Genomic DNA, 19,108 nt, shown 5'->3' on the forward strand with positions numbered 1-19,108 from the left:
AAGGGCAGTGAGTAAGCCGGATCAGCGCAACCATGACACAACGACGGGCTAAAGCTGCTGCCCGCGGCGACGGCGCTCGTCGTCGCTGCTGTTCGACTTCTGGCTGTCGCCGCTGCCCGCCGGCGTCGTGTCGTCGCCGCCGCTGCCGCCGTAGCCCAGCACCTCGACGATCACGATCGAAGGCTGGTCGTTGGGCTTGTTCGGCGCCGGTTGGCCGGACTGCTGGGTCGCTGCCGTCGCGTTGTTGGTGACTCCGGCCAACGCCGTGTTCGGTGATGGTGGGGCTGTAAGCCCTGTCACCGTACCGGTGGCCTGCGCGTTGTACGCGTTCTGGACGACCGGCGCCACGAAAATGAGATCATTGCCACGGACGCCCGCCGCCCCGAGGTCAATGGTGCCGCGCGGCGCGACCAGCGTGACATTGCTCTTGGTCGGATCCTGGCCCGGCAGCGTGACCAGCGCGGCGATGCCAGCGCCGGTGACCAGCCCTTGCGGGTTGATGTAGCAATAGCCGTCGACGGTGCAGATCTCGCTGAGCGCAGGGCTCGAGACATAGGTCTTCGGTCCCGCGCCGGCGCTGATGTCGCCATTGGCGGTGAACAGGCCGATGTCGCCGCCCTGCTGGGTCATGATGCGGCTCTGGTTGACCAGGATCGAGTCGTTGGCGAAGGCACGAATGGCGCCGCCGCCGAGGGTCAGAATGCCTTCCTGGCTCGGGCTCAAGGTATCGAGCGAAGAATGGCCGACGGTGATGCCGCCGCCCGGGCCGAGGATGTTGATGTCGCCGCCCATCTGGGTCTCGAGCACGGAGGCCGCGACATTGAACTTGCCGGTGGCGATCTTCGGCGCGGCCTTGCCGTCGACGCTCAGGCTGTTGTCGGTGTAGCCGTAGCCGGCCGGGAACAGGGTGGAGATCGCCGCATAGGCGCGGGCGTTCTGGCCGAAATAAGGACTCGCCGGATTCTTGAAGTCCTTGCCCACCTGGATCAGGAAGTCGAGGAAGGCGCGGTTGACGAGTAGCTGCTGCCGCGCCTGCGGCAGGCCCTGGAAGGTGGCCCAGGCCTGATCGCGCGGCTGGCCAAGGACAGCGGCGATATCGCTGAGGAAGTCGATGCCGCCGGTGCCGGCCTGCGCCGGATCAACGTAATCGGCGATCGCCGCGGCATAGTTGATGCCGGGCTTCACGCCGAACAGCAGATCGAGCTCGGCTCCCTTGGACGGCAAATAGGGCTTGAGAGGATTGTTCAGGGCGAATGCGCCGCCGATCGCGCTGCCGTTGCCGATCGTCGCGATGCCGCGTGTCGACGTGTCGGATGGCGAGAACGGACCCAGATCATGCCCGGCCTGCAGCACGAACGTGCCGGGGCCGTAGAGCAGATAGGAGCCGCCGACCAGATCGTTGCCGGCGACGATGCTGGTGATGTCGGTCGCGTTGTTGTTCTGTCCCTGAAAATTGAAGCTATTACCGGCCAACGGCGTGCCGTTGCTGGTCGTCGAAACGCCGCCGCCCGGGGCCAGCCCCGCGTAGATGTTATGGCCCGCTTCGATCCGCGCCGGCTTGATCAGGGTCACGCTGGCGGCGAAAGTGCTGACAGCATTGACGGCAAGGATATCCTTGCCGGCCGCGATCACTGCCGGCACGGGATCGTTCGCATGCAGCGCCTGGGTCAGGGTCGCCCACGGCAGCCCAAGCGGGTTGATGGAATTGGCAACGTCGATCGCGGAGAGTGGTGAGCCGACATACTGAGCGATGCTGGTGCTGAGGTCGGGCATCGAAAGGCCAGTTCCGAGGTCGATAGAGCCGGCCGCAACGAGGTTGATCGTGCCGGAGTTGCTCGGTAGCAGATTGCTCGCGTCTGTTTTGCTGAGAGCCAGATTTCCGCTGAGTGCCGTCAGGTCGAACGTCGCGGGAAGCAGCAGCCCGACGATCGAGGGGTTCGCATTTCCTCCAAGGGCGAGGTTAGCGTTGGCGTTGTGTGCAAAAAGCCCCGGGATCGAATTCACTGAAACGGCCGGGCCTATCACGTCACCCGTGATGCTCGTCAGCGAAATCCCACTCGCGGCGCCATAGCTGGTGAAATAATTGCTCCAGACACCGTTGCCTGTCGAGAATGGGGCCACACCAGGTAGGTAGCGATTTGCCTCCGTCTGCACCCCGGCATTTAGCGGCAGCGCAGCGGGATCGTAGACATTGCCGAGCGTCACCGAACCGCGAGCAGCGAGAGTGATGAAGCCATCCTGCACTGAGAGCAGCAAGGGCAGCGCATAGGTGCCGACGACGGAACTCCCGTCGTTCGTCGTGACCCCAACCGTCGGACGACCCTGGTTCAACGGATTGCTGGTGGTGGCCTGGACCGAGCCGCCCACCCGGATAAGACCCGCGCCGCGGCTCACCATAAAATCGCTGCTCAGGAGGTTGCCGCCGGCGGTCACGCTGAGATTGCCGCCGCCGTAATAAGTCACCTTGGGCGGATTGGCCGACGTGAAACCGCCGCCGACGACGAGCGTCTCCGGCAGCGACGCGCCGACATCGATGATATCGGCGCCTGCCGACAGCGTGACGTTGCCGCCGCCGAGCGCACCAAAGCCCTGGAAGAAGGTGGCGTAGTTGATCCAGGTTGCGGTCTGGCAGGCAACCGAACCCGCAGCCGCGCAACCCGAGAACGGCGTCGACGTGCCGTTTGAGAGGCCGTAATGGACGTACCAATCGCTCCACATCTGCCCCGTCGAGGCACCAGCAATGCCAGTTTGGCTGCCATCGGCGTCGATCGGCATTTCGATGCCGATGATCGACCCTCCGGCGCTGACAGTGACGGCTCCGCCGCCGGTAGCCCAAGCCGGCGCACTGACGAGCCCGTTTGGTTGGACGGTGTAGAGCGCGGGCAAGGTCGGCGCATTGAAATCCGCCGGCGTAGTCGTGGCAACGCCGGCGGTATAGACCGCCCCTGGAGCAACCTGATCGCGCAGTTCGACGTTGCCGGCCGCAGCGATCGTGATGGAGCCTGTGCCAGTGCGCACGAGGGTCGGGATGTTGACTGTCGTCGTTCCGAGAGCCGTTGATAGTTTATTGAGATAAGAGATGTGCCCGTCGATGCTCACATTGCCCGTAACCGTCGAGGACTGTGACAGGGAAATCACCGCGTTGGGATCGACCGGCGGCGCGTTCGCAGCAGTAAAATCTGCCCCGGCGACGATGTCGTAGGAGAAGCTGCCCTTGCCGCTCACGGCGGCAGACATCAGTTGCGATGCGGATGTGGTGTTATAGACCGTGCTGAGGGTGCCCCCGACCGGGTTGTAGACCGCCGGGTTGTTGGCAATCCGGTCGGCGGGAGGGAGCTGATCCGTCGACGGAAGGTAGGTGCCCTGCACGACGGTGTAGGCCGCCGGCGGCGCCGGTGGTGTCACTGCGACGGCGGCGAGGACACCGTTTGCGAAGTCAGCTCCAGCCGCATAGTCCAAACCAATCGGAAGGCTCGTCGGGAAGAGATAAGTGTTCAACCTCGGCTTACCGCTGTTCACCAGGTTGGTATTGATGACGCTCAGGAAGTACGCCGTCCACTTCGTGGCATAGTCTTGTGCCCCGGTGACCACGTTGCCGGTCCCCGAATTGTACTGCAACCTGCCAATGCCGTTGGTTAGATTGTAATACTGCGTCCTCGTGGTGGGCGCCGCCGGGATCGCGTTGATTGACGGATTCACGTGATCGCCAGGCAGCGTGTTGGTGTAAGCCACGAAGTCCGCATAAGACAGCACGATGCCGCCGCGCGCCGAAACGCCTGTCGCCGCTGCGTTGATCCCATTGACGTTGACCCCGACCAGCTCGGTCTCGTAGGCGCGGAACATCCTCAGGTATTGCGAATAATACAGATTGTATTGATCGATCACCGCAGGATCGCTGGAGGAAATCACGGTCGGCTGCGCCAGCTTGAACTGCAGTGCTAGCGCGTTGTAGGCGGCATCCGACAGGCCGAAGAATGCGCCGCTGGGCGTGGCTGTGGGCGATGACGGGCCCGACCACGAGCCATTGGTCTTCACCAGATAATCGGCGATGCCGCTTGAATTGTAGACCAGATTGTTGCCGTCCGGGAACATGCCGAGATAGGCCTGATAGAGGCTCGAATTGATCTCGCTCGCATAGAGCGCGGACGCATCCCCGCCGCGCGGCGTGTAGTTGACGAAGAAGCCGTCGGTCACCGTCGCGTTGATGTTGACGTTGTTCATTGCCTGCAGCACCAGCGACCCCGGCTCGCCGCCGGCCGCGGTGCGATACACCAGCGAGACGTGGCCGGACGCATCGACGCTGCCCGCGCCGAGATTCCAGTTGCTGGCGACCGTGATGTTGCCCTTGTTGATGTCGAGGCTCGGATTGATCAGATCGATCTCGGGCCGCACATGCATGTTGGCGAAGCTCGCGCCGCCCGCCGCCGGCGTCACGGCAAGGTTCTGGACGAAGCTCGCCAGCGTGTTCTGATAGAAGCCGACGTGATCGGCATTCGGCGCCGTGACGATGAAGATCGTTCCGGTCGCCAGCGGCGCCTGCGGCGTCGGGGCCACGATCGTGTTGCCGGACTGATCGGTGCCCGGCAGCGGATTGCCAGCGGCGTCGAACCATCCGGCCGGATCGATGATGCCGTCGAAATGCCGCGCGCCAGTCGAGCTGTCGGTGGTGCTCCACACCGCGTAGGGGCTGAGCACGACACCCTTGCCGATCGGGTTGCCGCCGGCATCGACCACGCCGATAACGGTGCCACGGAAGTCGACATTGACAGTGTTGTTGGTGAGGATCGGCGCGCGGATGATGACCGCGCCGCCGGAGTTGTTGATGTTCGGCCCGCCCGGGCCACCGCTGACGTTGAAGATAGCGCCCGCGGCGACGCTGATCGCGCCCGAGGTCGACATGTTCTGATAGCCATAGGTGGCGTTGACGGCGCCGCCCGCATCAGGCGTGCCGGTGGTGCCCAGCGTGATGGTGCCGCCGGTCTGCACCAGGCTGGCGGCGGCGAAGGCCGGGTCGGACGGATCGCCTGCTGCGTAGGACGCATTGAGAACCGCACTGGCGCCGATGCTGACGCCGCCGGTGGTGACGCCGCCTGATGTGACGCCGGCGCCGTAAAGCGAGATCTGGCCGCCGCTCGGGCCGCTGGCGTCGATAGTGCCGTTGACGATCACGCTGCCATTGTTGGCAACCAGCAGAACCTTGCCGGAGCTGAGCGTTTGGCCGGCCTCGATGCGGATGTCGCCGCTGCCGAGGCGCACCGAGAAGCCGCCGGTGAATGCTGTGAGCGGCAGGCCGGCCGCCCCAGTGAGATTCCCTGCCTGCAAGGTGAAATTGCCGCCGAGATCCTTGAACGCGGCGCTGCCGTCGAGCGTGCCGTCGAGCGCCGCGGTGTTCGCAGCCAGGATCGACAACGATCCGGCAAAGCCCCGGCCTGCCCCGGCAACCCTGACGGTGGCGCCCTGCCCGACAATGACGTTGCCTGCCGTCGACGCCAGTTGCACGTCGCCGCCGGGCGCGTCCTGGACCACGTCGAGGATCGTGATGCGCGAGCCCGATGCATCGATGAGCGCGCCGCTACCAAGCACGACGTCGCCCGCGGTCGCCGTCAAGCTGACCTTGCCGGACAGCGCCTGGATCGTCGCGCTGTCGGTGACCGACCCGCCGGCGATGGCGAGAACGCCGCCGATATTGCTGGCGATACTCGCGGGCTTGTTGCCCGCGGCGGTGACGAGGTTGACATTGCCCAGCGTGCTCAGCGCTTGCGTCGCGCCGCTATTGACCACGATCGCCGGGGCAGACAGCACCATGTTCGCGGCGCCCGCGCCGCCGCCCGCGAACGTCACCGTCGGCAGGCTCGTATAGCCGGTGCCGGCGTTGGTCAGCGTCACGCCGGTGACGGCACCGCCGGACACCGTCGCGGTCGCCGTCGTGCCGGTTCCGCTGATCTTGATGGTCGGGGTGCTCAGATAGCCGTCACCCGAGTTGGTCAGGTTGATTCCCGTCACGTCGACGACAGCCTGCGCCGTCGTGGCCACGCCTCCGCCGCCGTTGGCGAAGGAGAAGGTGGGCATGCTGGTGTAGCCGGTGCCCGGATTGGTGATGGTCACGCCGACCACGCCCAGCGCCGCGGTCAACTGGGCGCTGCCGTCCCCTGTGGCGCTGTCGACGGAGATGGAGTCGACAAAGCCGGGGAAGCCGGAGCCGGACGAGGTGAGCTTGACGCCGACGACAGCACCGTTGGCATCGACGATGGCGGTGCCGGTCGCCGTGACCGGGTTGCCATTATTGTCGGTTCCGGACACCGTGACCGGATCGCCATTGCTGTAGCCCGACCCGCCGCTGACGACGGCAAAGCTGACCACGCCTAGCAACGCGGTGCCCTGGGCGCCGGATCCTCCGCCGCCCGAGATGGTCACGTCCGGGACGCTGGTGTAGCCGGTGCCGGGGTTCGCGATCGTGACACCGCCGATATTGAACATCAGCGCCGCAGCCGCAATCGATCCCGTATCGAGCGTGCCATTGCCGCTGAAGGCAATCGCCTTGCCGGCGTTGAAATAGATCTGGCTGAAGCCGCCGAGGTGCTTGGCGCCGACGTCCTCGGTGATGACCTGCGAAGCATTGAGCGTGAGGGTGCCGCCGGCGCCGGTGATGCCCGTGCCGGTCGCGCCGCTGGTGTTGGCGAGATCGATGTTGGTGGCATTGACGGTGGTGTTGCCACCCTGGCTGTAGAGCCCGGCGCTATCGAAGGTCAGCGTGCCGATCGGATGCGCAGCATCGCCGATCTGCAATCCGCTGGCGTCGTACAGATTGATCGCGGTCGCGCTGCGCAGCCGGACCGAGACCGCATCGTTGAAATTCGCGAGCACCGCGGAGTTCAGCACAATACCACCGCTGCCGCCGCCGATGTTGATGACCGATCCGGCGATGTCGTAATTCCTGGCATTCAGGATGGCGTCGGAGGCGAGCGTGCCGCTGCCGCTGGTGTCGAGCGTCAGCGCATTGCCGCCGTCGATGATCGCGCCGGCGCCGACCGAGAGGGCGCCCAGCGGGGTCTGGCTGCTCGGCGGTGGACCGCTGCCGGCATATTGCCCGGGGACATAGATTCGGCTGACCGTCACCGTGTCGCCATTCGAGACGCGCAGCAGCGCGCCGTCGCCGCTGGCAAAGACATAACTGTCATCGGACTGTTTGACCGGCAACGCGCCGATCGTGATGTTGCGGTTGGTGCCGCCGGGCACTGCGCCGACCGCCCTGACGACACTGCCGTCATCGATGACAAGGCCCCTGCCGGTGACAAGAGCTCCGTCGCCGGCAAGCGAGACCAGAAGCAGCTCGGGCCCGGTCAACGGGTGCGCCGCGTCGGTCAGGACCTCGAGATTGAGCGCCGTGGCAGTGATGTTCTGCACGCCATTGATCACTTGAGCGGTGCCGCCGATCAGCACCGAGGACGCCCCAAGGCGGCTGATCTGATCGGCATCGAGCACCAGATAGTTGGTCGAGCCGGTGCAGCCCGGCGCGCTTCCGGCAAGGCAATCGCCGGCGGGCACCGCCTGGTCGGCGGCGCGGATCAGGATATTGCTGCCGCCGATCTGCACCTGACCGCCGCCGCCGACGAGGCCTGGCGCCAGAACGCTGGTGCCGGGCGCGAAGCGGTTGGTGCCGGCAAGGTCGAGCGAGTTGATGGCGCCGAGCACCAGCACGCCGCCGTCGATCGGCAGCGGCGGCGGCGCATTGCCCGCGGCAAGCGCCTGATTGCGGAAGTAGGTCGTTCCAGAGGTGATGTCGATGCGGGAGTATTGCGACCAGACCGATTGCGACTGCAGTTGGAACACGGCCGATTGCGACGAGCGCGCGCCGGTCAATTGATTGCCGAACGTGCCGGTGATGTATCGCGAGCCGTCGGAGCTCGAGGTACTGGCGACCGCATTCGGATTGACGTTGCTGGCAACCTGGACGACGCGGTAGGCGCCGGGCAGCGTTGCGTACATTCCCGGCAGCAGCGTGTAGGTGCCGGCGGGGATGCCGGCGCCGGCGCCGATGGTCACCGACTGCCCCGGTGCGATCCCGTTCGCGAATGGCTGCCTGGATCCGGCCGTGGCATTGGTGCCGGCCGGAATTACCAGGCCTGAATAATATGGAGCGAAGGCAAGGTTGGAATCGTAGGCTGCAACTGTTGCCGAATAGGTCGGGACCAGGGCATAGACTTGGCGACCGTCGGCGTAGGTCGATGTGATGCTGCCGTTGGCGGGATTCTGCTGGTAGGTCGCGAGCACGTTGCGGCTGCCGCCGGTGCCTGCGACAAACTCCGTCGCATAGATATCGCCGCCGCCGTTGAGGTCGAGCACGGCGCCGGATTGGGTCGCCACATCCGTGCCGAACAGGCTGATCGATTTGCTGGGCGGTGCGGCGAGCACCGGCGGCACGATGGCTGCGCCGTTGATGTTGCCCTGATACCAGGTGGTGCCGTCGATGGTGTAGCCGTCGGGAATCACCAGGCCCGCCGCCGAGACCGAGGTCAGGCTGCCCGTCGTCAACGTCACGCTCTGTGTCGGCGTGAAGTTACCTGCCGCAAAAGATACGCCAGATACATTTTTAATCGCCCGCGCGAGGTCGGCCGGGAGGTCGGCGCTGGTCCGTACGCCGACGACGATCTTGCCAAGGGGGGCCCACAATGTACCACGCTGCACAATGGTCTGCGCGCTGAGCACGAGACTTCCGCCTGCCGAGAGCGGAGGCGTCGCCACTCCGTTCTGGGCGACGGTGATCGCGCCGGCGGAGCCGGTCGACATCAGCAGGAAACCAGTGTTGCTGACCGGATAGATCTCTGCCGCGCGCAGCGTCAGATTGCCTGGAACGACCAGCGCCCCGCCGAAAATCGTCTCGCCCGAGCCGGGGCCACCGTCGACAAAGCCATAGTAATTCGGCAGCAACCGGATGGCGCCGGCGCTGGTGAAATTGGTCTCCGCGGCGCGGTCAATGAAGATTCCTCTCTCGAGGTCGATCCATTGCGCCGTGATGTTCAACGTGCTGGTGCCGGTGCCGACGGTAGCCGGCACGCCGCTGTCCACTCCAAGCCCGACCAAGCGAACGTAGCCCGCATTCAAATTGACCGTGGAGGCGTCGGCTAGCGCAAAGCGCCCGTTGCGAGAATAAAGGGTCAGAGCGCCGGGAATCCTGACGTTGACCGAACCGTCGAACACGATCTTGCCCGCATTGAGCGTGATGGAATCGAAGCCGCTGTTGCTCAGCGTGTCGGCCCCGATGAATGCACCCGGTGTCGCTGACGCGCCCGAAGCCGAGAGGTTCGCTGCGACCACCCCGGGCTGCTCCACCGTGATGGTATCCGGCGCCGGCGGCGCGCCGTTCACGCTTGGATTGACGACGCCGATGGTCAGGCTGCCGCCGGTCGCAAGCGGCGCGCCGCCCGCCGCATCGACGGTGCCGGCAAAATAGACGGTCGTGCCGGACAGCTGCAGACTGCCACCGTTGCTCCAGGCCGCCTGCCCGGCGACGTGCGGCCCGAAACCAGTCTGCGGCACCTGGATCAGGTTGCTTTCCGCGGTCACCGCCGCACCCTGCAGATTGAACTGCGCGCCTGCCTCCGCCACCACGGTGGTAGCCAACAGCGAGATCGTGCCGCCGTCGCGCACCGTGCCCGTCGAATAGGTGGTCACCTGCGGATTGGGCACGAACACGCCGCTGACATCGAGCACGGCGCTCGCACCGATACGCACCTCCGAGCCCGTTGCATTGATGCTGCCTGCGGGCACAACGATGCTGCCGAGAATATCGGCGGTCGCAACCGGATTCAGTGTGACCGTGGCCAGCGGATCGGTGACGATGGCAGCGCCGCGATCGACCAGCACATTCGTCCCGCCCAGCGTCAGGCTGACTGGCTTGCGCAAGCCATCGGGCACAAGTCCCAGAGACGCGAAGTCGCGCACCCGCGCGCCGGTCGGAATCTTCACCTCATGTCCCGAGAGCACGGCGGTCGGCTGTTTCTGCAGCAGCAACTGCGTGCCGGAGGTCACCGTGGTGCCACCATAGATATCGGTCAGGGTGTATTGGGAGAATCCGCCGCCGGTGAAGAACGACGGCGGCAGAACGAGCTGGCCGGCCTTCGCGTCCGACACGACCATGCCCGTGACAGGCATTCCGCTTTGGAGGGCGATGGCGTTTGCCGTATTCGTGGAAACATACGACGTCACGTCCGCGGTCGCGCCGTCGACCACAATGGTCGAGGCCTGCAATGTCAGCGTGCCACCGCCATCGAAGCCGCCTGCGTAGATGGTGCCGCCGAGCAGCACACTGGCCTGGTTGGGATAGTTGACGGTGCCATCGGGATTGGTGCCGTGCGGGGGGACGTTGAAGCCGGCATCGCCGTCTGAATTGCCTGGATGGCCGGCGAAGGTGCCGGTGTAGAGGGATAGGGTCAAGCTACCACCCTTGCCGACCGGCAAGCCATCGGACCCGATCTTGACCTTGCCGGTCGTATCGACATAACCGCCGCCGGACAGGTCGATTACGCTGCCAGGCGAGACCACGATGCCTTGGGTGACGTCGACGAATGCGCCGTCACCTCTGCTCGGTCCGTTGCTGGCGGAGAGAGTCGAGACGCTCACGCTGCCGCCGTTGACGTAGGCACGGCCCTCTAACTGATCCGCCGACAGGCCGCTGTCGTTGACCCAGCGACCGCGCACGTCGAGCACCGCATGCGGCCCGATGACCAGGGCCGGAACCGGCGGCTGCGCCGGCTGTTTTCCGGTGGGATAGGTAAAGCCGGTGATGCTGATCTGACCGGCCGGCGCGCTGAGCGTGCCGTCGATGGTCGCAACGCCATCCAGCGTGATGCTGCCGCCGGGCCGCACCGACAGAACGGCATTCGTCGCCATATCGAGCCGCTGCGCGCCCTTGATCGAGACGGCACCCAGCGATGCATTGGACAGCACGTCGCTGAAGATCGGAAACACGCCATTGGTGAGCACTGGCGACCAGTTCGACGCATTGGCGAAGCTCAGGCCGCTGAGGCCGTACGGATCCGGCCCGGCATCGGCTTGCGACGTGAGCACCACATTGTTCTGGTTACCGGTGCCGGATGGAGCCGCAAACGTGATGCTCAGCGATGCACCCTTCGGCATCTGGTCGGCAGGCGACAGATTCAACGATCCCGCCAGCGCGCGTTGCCGGCTGCCCGCCACCACGTTGCCGATGATGTCATTGACGATCGGATTGATGGCCGCGACCGTGACCGAGCCGGCATTGGCGCCGGTGATGTAGCTCGCCTCATAATGCGAATTGCTGCTGCCGCCCCAGGGGCTGAGATAGATTTCAGTTAGCTTGGTATCGACGACACCATTGACCTTGTGCAGGACCGTGAAGCCGCCGCCAACGCCGACATAGGCGATGGTGGGATCGGCGCGGCCGATGTCGTAGATGCGCCCGTCGGCGCCCAGCAGGCGCGTGGTGCTGATCATGCCGCCGGTGTATTGCACATAGCCGGCCGACACGTTGATGGCCGCGCCCGGCTGCTGCACGACATTCTTTCCCGATGTCGAGAAGCTGCCGCCCGCCGTGAGGATCTGGTCGATGCTCTGCGGGATCAGGCCGACATAGCCCGCCGCGTTGAGCAGCGGCGAGCCGACCCACTGCACGCCGTCGGCACGCGTGCCGCTGAGGCGGGCATCGATGGTCACGGTCTTGCCGATCAGGACCTGGGCGAGCGGGCTGTCGGCGACCTCGGCCGCGGTGACAAGGATGCTGATCTGGTTGATCGACATCGGCAGCGTGACGCCGGCGATACCGGAGAGATCGATGGTGCTGCCCTTCTCGAGCAGCACCGTGCCGCTGGTGGCAACAGCGCTCGGATCAATTGTGGCGCCGGCGCGAATGCTCAGCGCGGCGCCCGGCGCCTTGATCAGCGCACCGGCGCTGCCCGCGCTACTGCCCTGCACATCAACGCTGCTGACCGCCGTGAGTTTGATCTGCGGCTGCAGCACTGTCTGGAAGTACGACGCGTTGCTGGCGCCGTTCACCGACGTCGGCGTGTTCAGTGTCGCAGTCGGCAGGGTTCCGCTGGTTTCATCCGGCAGGATCGACGTGAGACTCGCCGCCCCCAGCACGATATTGCCGTCGGCGCCGGTCGCGCAGGTTGCTCCCGACGGACATACCGTGTTGAGGCTGATTGAAGCGGTGCGCGTGGTGCTGGTGGTGGCGACAACGCCGCCCAGCTGCTTGATCGATCCGCCGGCCAGCGTGATCGCGCCATCATTGGAAACCAGCAAACCAGCGGACTCGTTTGTCACAAGGCCGCCGGCCGCCCTGACCTGCATCGCCGTCTGGGTACCAACCACGTTGGACGGCGGCGTGATCAAGGCGACGGACGTGTCCGAGGCCAGAATGATCTGGCCATTCCTTGTGGTGATCGCCCCGGCGTTGCTGACGCCTCCATCGGCGAGCAGCGCCACATAGCCGCCATCGCCATTCGCGCTCAGCCTGCCGGTCGTGTCGATGATCGCGCCCGGTTGGACCGTGACCTTGCCACCGCTGCCCTGGTTGAAGATCGCCGCGCCAGCGCCGGTGATCGAAGACGATTGCGCCTGGACATCGCCAAGCAGCGAGAACAGCCCGCTTTGCAGGAATCCCTGATAGTTGCTGCCGCTCAGCTTGGTCGGCAGATCCAGCGTCGAGGCGATCAGGGTGTGGACGTTGATCTGGCTGGTGCCGCCGAAGATGATGCCGTTCTGGTTGATCAGGTAAACCGCACCGTCGGCCCTGATCGATCCCAGAATCTGGCTCGGCACGCCGCTCGATGCAATCTTGTTCAGCGCGGCCCAGTTCGGGTTGCCCTGCTGGTTGAAATTGACGGTGGTGTCCCGGCCGACATTGAACGACTGCCAGTTCAATACCGCCTGGGGCTGAGTCTGGTTGATATTGACCGTGGTCTGGCCGCCGCTGCTGGTCTGCGTCGGCGTGGTGGCGCCGACCCAGTTGGTGACGGGATTGGCGACGCCGGACGCGGCCAAGCCGCCGCTCGGCACCAGGCCGCCGGCATTGAGACCATTTGGCACCGCACTCGGCGCGCTCGCTGCAAGCCCGCGCGCGATGCTCTGCGCCGCCTGCAAAGCCTGGATCGCCTGCGCGGCGCGCGTCATCGACGCCTGCGAGTTCTGCGCGGCCTGCTGCGCCTGCTGCGCGGCATCCTGCGCCGCGCTGATCGCCGCCTGCGTGGCCGCGCTGCCGACGCCGCCCCAGGTGCCGAACGGGCGCGCTGCCGCAGGTGAGCTCATTGCGATCGCGATCGAACTGGCGCCTGCGAGCAACAGGCCACGGCGCGAGATCGAGCGAGGGAGCGAATGCATGCGGGCCTTCCAATGCAGCAGACGATGCGAGCGATCGTGACGCAACAAGGCACGGGCCAGCCTGCAATCAGTTGGCCCGATGCCGACAACTCAGTGAAAAGCGCGCAACCCTACCGGCGCAGCCGCCCGCGAGCGGACACGCCCGACAGTTCGGGACGCCTCTCCTGTTGTTAAGACAGTTTGAGACCGGCTAACGCGAAGCGATTTCGCAAAAAAGTTTTAACCCTGCGGTGGAACTCAACCTCGACGCGAAGCCGCGAATTCAGCCGGCCGGCCAAAACCAGCGCCATGTCAATTGGTTGGCGCTGCGGCTTTGGTTTGGCGGATCGGCCGTTCAGCGGGCTTCGGCAGCTTCGACGCACCGGTGAACAAGGCGAAATCCACCGAGCGCTCCCCTTGTTTGAGCACCAGCCGGCGCGGCTCGATCCGCTCGACCTTCCAGCCGCTCACGTCGTCACCCGTCCGCACGCGCACCACCTTGTCGCCCTTGCTTGAAGCACGGATCGCGGCGTGGCCGTCGCCATTCTCGCTGACGATGCCGAGCACCACCACGCTCGGCGGCGGTGGCGGTGGCGGCGGCGGTTCCTGCCGCGCCACCGGTGCGACCGGTTTGGCCGGCGGCCGCCGCGCGGGCGAAAACAGCGGCTTGTCCTTGGTCGCGCTCAACTGTTGCAACGGCTGGAGCTCCACCGGATTGTTGACGATGACCTCGCCACTTGCCGGAACCTCCGCCGCGCGCGCAACCAATGCGCAAAGAGAGAGTCCGGCAACCATCAACATTCGCAATGCGATCGGCATCTGTCGGCGGTCCATAGATCTGCGCGTACTTGATGTCTGCGCCTACGTGTCTGCATGCACCAGCGTCGATGGATCGTCATCAGCGCGTGCAACAATCAACCTGCGCCAGGAGCGTACGTGTTGCAAGGCTTCTCGTCAGATGCAGCGCAAGGTGCCACGCATCGCAGCGCGTATGCGTCAAATCTGTGAAGATGAATCACAGCCGGACATTGTCGCCATGCATGTCATGCGCGAGCTGTTGTTACGACGGCGTCATCCAAGCCGCACACACTCGCAGGGTGCAGCAGACGGCAACTTGCCGGCGCTGCGGCTTACATCGACTCCAAGATCGTCGAGACGAAACACCGGTATCAAAGACGTAGCGTCATGCGTTCGAGTCGCATCCGTGCCGGCCTCAAGCCGCTGCTGCTCGGCGCCCTGTTCCTGGCGCTGGATTGCGTTTTAACCTGCAGCACCGGCGCCGGACAGGCGCACGCCGCATGCGAGTTGCGTTCGCCCGGCGGCGCGATCAAGCGCGTCGTGCAGATCGAGCTCGACAACATTCACCTGCGCCGCGACAACCCGAACGTGCCGTCGGACCTCGAGCAGATGCCGCATCTGCGCGATTTCATCACCCGCGGCGGAATCATCGGAAGCAATCATCAGACCTCGCCGCTGGCTGAGACCGCGACCGATGCGCTCACGATCCTCACCGGTTTGCATGGCGACCGCATGGGCGTTGCGACCGGCAACAGCAGCGCCGCGTTCCGCAGCGACGGCAGCCTAGGCTTCGTCAGCGCCTTCGCCTACTGGACCGCGAACGGCAGCGACGGCAAGCCATTGATGCTGGCCGATACCGGCAAGACCGTCCCCGCGCCATGGGTGCCCTTCACCGCGGCCGGCTGCGATGTCGGCGCGTTCGCAACGACAGGTCTGACGCTGCAGGAGATCGGCCCCGAGGTCGCGGCCGCGCTCGGCGCCTCCGAAGCGCCCGCCGCCGCCGGCGATCCGCTCAAGGCGCGCGCCGATCTGCTTGGCATCGCCATCCATTGCGCCCGCGGCAGCGCATTGTGCAGCAATGCCCATGCGCGCTCCGATCTGTTGCCCGATGAACCCGGCGGCTATGCCGGCTTCAGCGCCCTGTTCGGCAACCGCAATGTGCAGCCGGTGATCTCGCCTGACGGCCCGGTCAGGGATCTTGACGGCGATATCGTCGGCGACAACGCGGGCCACCCGGGCTTTCCCGGTGCGTCGGAGACGACGGCCGCGCAATCGCTCGGCTATGCCGCGGCAATGCTGGAGGCCGGCGTGCCGGTGGTCTATGTCGGAATCGGCAATGCGCACAGACCGGCCGCCACACATCGGCGCGCCCTCGGCCCCGGAGAGCACGACCATGTCGCAAGGCTCGCCGCCGACGATGCCGCCTTCAAGGCCTTTATCGACCGGCTGGCCGCAAGCGGGATCACCACGCGCAATACGCTGTTCGTGATCGTGCCCACCGGCAACGACCGCTTCGTCGGCGGGCCACCCAGCCCGCCCGAGTGCGACGGCCTTGCGGTACCTTGCAGCTACGGGCCGATCGGCGCGATCGGCATCGCCATCGACCGGCTGCTCGCGACCGAACGGCGCAACGTCACCGCGTTCGACGCGCAGGCGGGCAACACGCTGCCAATCTACATCCACGGCAATCCGCTCGCCACTGATCCGCTGACACGCACGCTCGCGCAGGATGTCGGCAGGCTCGGCGTGGTCAACCCGGTCACCGGCAAGAGCGATCGCCTGACGTCGATGGTCGCCGATCGCGCCCAGATGCAGCTCATGCACATGGTCACGGCGAGCCCCGCGCGCACACCGCATGTCATCATGTTCGCAGATCCCGATTACATCATCCGGACAGCCGGCAGCCGGGCCGACTGTGCGCAGCCGCCGGCCTGCGTTGCGGTCGATCCCGACACGGCGTGGGTGCGCGGCGACATCGCGCAAATCCTCGGCGGCAGCTGGTTCGGCATGGTTGGGCCCGGTGTCGCCCACCGTGGCGAGACGCCGGACATCCTCTCGCACCACGCAGACCTGCGGCCCACGCTGCTGGCGCTGTTGGGCCTGAACGACCGCTACGTCCACGACGGCGTCGTGCTCGTGGATGCGCTCGAAGCCGGTGCATTGCCGGCGGAGCTCGCAAACGATCGCGAGACTTATCTGGATCTGGCACGCGCCGCCAAGACGATCAACGATCCGCTCGGCCAACTCGGACGCAACAGCCTTGCCCTTGCAACCCAGGCCATCAAGGGCGGCGACGTCGGTTATCAGCGTTATCTCGACACGATGCGCGCGATCACGGCGAGGCGCGACGCGCTGACACGCGAGATCAACACGCAACTCGATGGCGCTGTCTTCGGCCATCGGCCGATCAGTCCGGCTTACGCCCACGCACTGATCGGTCGCGCCGGGGCTTTGGTCAACGAGGTCGAGGATCTCGCCGGCAGCAGCCTGGCCCCCGCCGATCGTCCCTGGAAGGCAGCAAGCGATGCGCATTGACAACCGAACGGCCGGCGACACGGCAGCGCTCCAGCGAGGCAGAGAAGAGAGACCCCTCGTGCGGCGGCGTCTCCACCAGGCTCGTCACCCGCGCAAGGCATCGCCTGGTGCGCTGACCGGCGCATGGCTTGCGCTCGCCAGCCTGCTCGGCGGCTGCATGATGGACAAGGGCATCGACTTGCCTGGCCGCGACCAGGTTACCGACCCGATCCGCGATGCCGATCTGCGGGCGCGCTGGAACGGCCCGGTCGGCGGAACGTCCGGCGCGACAGCCTCCGCGCGCGCACAGCCCATGGTGTTTCCCGGCGCCGATCAGGATCTCGCGCCCGCGTCGGCGCCGGCGCAACGGGACGCCGCCACGACGGCAACGACTCGTCTCGCGAGCGCCGTCGACGGCGACGTCGTCACCGAGGGCGGCGGCATCGAGCTGAACTTTGACAATGCCGACATTCCGACCGTGGTGAAATCCGTCATCGGCGACAGCCTCGGAATGAACTACGTCGTCGACCCGCGGGTGCAGGGCACGGTCACGCTGGCCTCCGCGCAGCGGATTCCGCGCAAGGACGTGCTGCCGATCTTCGAGAGCGTGCTGCGCATGTCGAACGCGGCGCTGCTGCGCGAGGACAATCTGGTCCGCATTGTGCCGCTGCCGGAGGCCGCGGGCGCCGGCGTCTCGGTCGTCGGCGCGGGGCAGCCCGGCTATGGCGTCTCGATCGTACCGCTGCGCTTTGTCTCTGCCGCGGCGATCGGCAAGACGGCGGAAAGCTTCCTGTCGCGGCCCGGCGCGGTGCGCGTCGATCAAGCCCGCAACGTGCTGTTGATCCAGGGCACCGCCTCCGAGCGCCAGGCGGCGCTCGGCGTCATCGGCACGCTCGATGTGGAGTGGCTGCGCAATCAGTCGGTCGGGCTCTATCCGCTGAAGTCGACCGCGCCCGAGACCATGATCCGCGAGCTCGAGAAGGTCTTCGACACCGCCGACGGCGGACAGGGACAAGGCGTGATCAAGTTCCAGCCGGTGTCGCGCATGAACGCCGTGCTGGCAGTGAGCAAGAACAGCAAAGTGCTGGAGCGCGCCACCCAATGGGTGCGGCGGCTGGACCGCTCCGACCCCACCGGCACGACGGTGCGGGTCTACAGCCTGCGCTTCGGCAACGCGCGGAGCATCGCCCGCATCCTCAACGAGATGTTCGTCGGCCGCGGCTCCCAATCGGCCAGCGACAGCCAGACCAGTGCGACCGCGCCCGGTCAGAGCGCAGCGACATCGCGGATCGACTCGCTCGGCAGCGGTACGCTCAGCAGCAATAACAACAACACCCAGGGCGCCACCGGCGCGACGGGCGGCAGCACCGATGCTTCGGGCAACGCCAACAAGACCCAGGTTGGATTTGGCGACCGCAAGGACGACGACCAGGACGCACCGGGACCCGGCGGCGGAATGGGGCTGGGCAGCCTGCCGCGCGGCATCTTCCAGAATGTCCGCATCACGGCCGACAAGGCGACCAACGCGATCATGGTCTATTCCAACCAGGAGGACTACGTCGTGATCGAGCGCGCGCTGGAGCAGCTCGACCGGCCGCGGCTGCAGGTCGCCGTCGACGCCATGGTCGCCGAGGTCACACTGACCAACCAATTGCAATATGGCGTGCAGGCCTATCTGACCAGCGCCAATGCCGGCGCGGGACAGGACAAGGGATCAGTCGGCCTGTTCGCCGCCGCGCAATCGGCGACGCAGACCGCCCTGCTCTCGCGCGTATTGCCCGGGTTCAACGCACTGCTCGGCGCCGAAGCCAATCCCAAGCTCGTGCTGAATGCGCTGTCCACGCTGACCACCGTCAAGGTGCTCTCGGCGCCCTCGCTGGTCGTCGCCGACAACGAGCCGGCGATCCTCGAGGTCGGCGACCAGGTGCCGATCTCGACCGGCAGCACGGTCACCGGGCTCAATGTGGTGAGCAGCATCAGCCGGCAGAACACCGGCATCATCCTGAAGGTGCTGCCGCATGTGCATCCGAACGGATCGATCGAGCTCGAGATCGAGCAGGAAGTCTCCAACGTCGTCAATCCCGCCGGCGCGAGTGCCCAGAATCTCACGCCCACCATCTCGCAGCGGCGCATCCACTCGACAATCGCCACCAGCAGCGGCCAGACCGCGCTGCTCGGCGGCCTGATCAAGGAGGACGACGAGCGCACGGTGGCCGGACTGCCCGGCCTGAACGAGATCAAGTATCTCGGCGACCTGCTCAGCCAGAAGAGCGACAGCAAGACCCGCTCGGAGATCATCGTGTTCGTCACCACCAAGATCGTCCGCAATCCTCACGACGCCCAGGTCGTCGCCGAGGAGTTCCGCGAGCGCCTCGACAGCATGCGGCGCGCACCGACCACCTTCGATGCGTCGGCCGCGCCAGCGCCGGCTGCCACACGCAAATGAGCCGAAGCCTGAGGC

Annotated in this window: 4 protein-coding genes; 2 read left to right on the forward strand and 2 right to left on the reverse strand. The window is 66.0% G+C overall.

Going from position 1 to position 19,108, the window contains the following annotated elements; all coding sequences use genetic code 11:
* Positions 1 to 48: 48 nt before the first annotated feature.
* Entirely contained in the window at positions 49 to 13,356 is a 13,308-nt protein-coding gene (locus AC628_RS07120; RefSeq protein ID WP_143201473.1) for a filamentous hemagglutinin family protein, read from the reverse strand.
* A 291-nt stretch (positions 13,357 to 13,647) separates the two neighbouring features.
* The gene (locus AC628_RS07125; protein WP_143201474.1) at positions 13,648 to 14,154 is read right to left on the reverse strand and encodes a hypothetical protein; all 507 of its coding nucleotides are present in this window, start codon (positions 14,152 to 14,154) and stop codon (positions 13,648 to 13,650) included.
* 366 nt (positions 14,155 to 14,520) lie between these two features.
* Between AC628_RS07125 and AC628_RS07130 the strand changes: the two genes are divergently transcribed.
* On the forward strand, positions 14,521 to 16,668 hold the full coding sequence (locus tag AC628_RS07130) for a hypothetical protein (protein ID WP_074126016.1): 2,148 nt from the start codon (positions 14,521 to 14,523) through the stop codon (positions 16,666 to 16,668).
* Between the two features lie 58 nt (positions 16,669 to 16,726).
* A complete protein-coding gene (gene gspD, locus AC628_RS07135) occupies positions 16,727 to 19,093 on the forward strand; it encodes a type II secretion system secretin GspD (RefSeq protein WP_245321080.1) in 2,367 nt (788 codons plus the stop codon).
* Positions 19,094 to 19,108 lie beyond the last annotated feature (15 nt).

The sequence above is a fragment of the Bradyrhizobium sp. NAS96.2 genome (assembly GCF_001908235.1).
Lineage (GTDB): Bacteria > Pseudomonadota > Alphaproteobacteria > Rhizobiales > Xanthobacteraceae > Bradyrhizobium.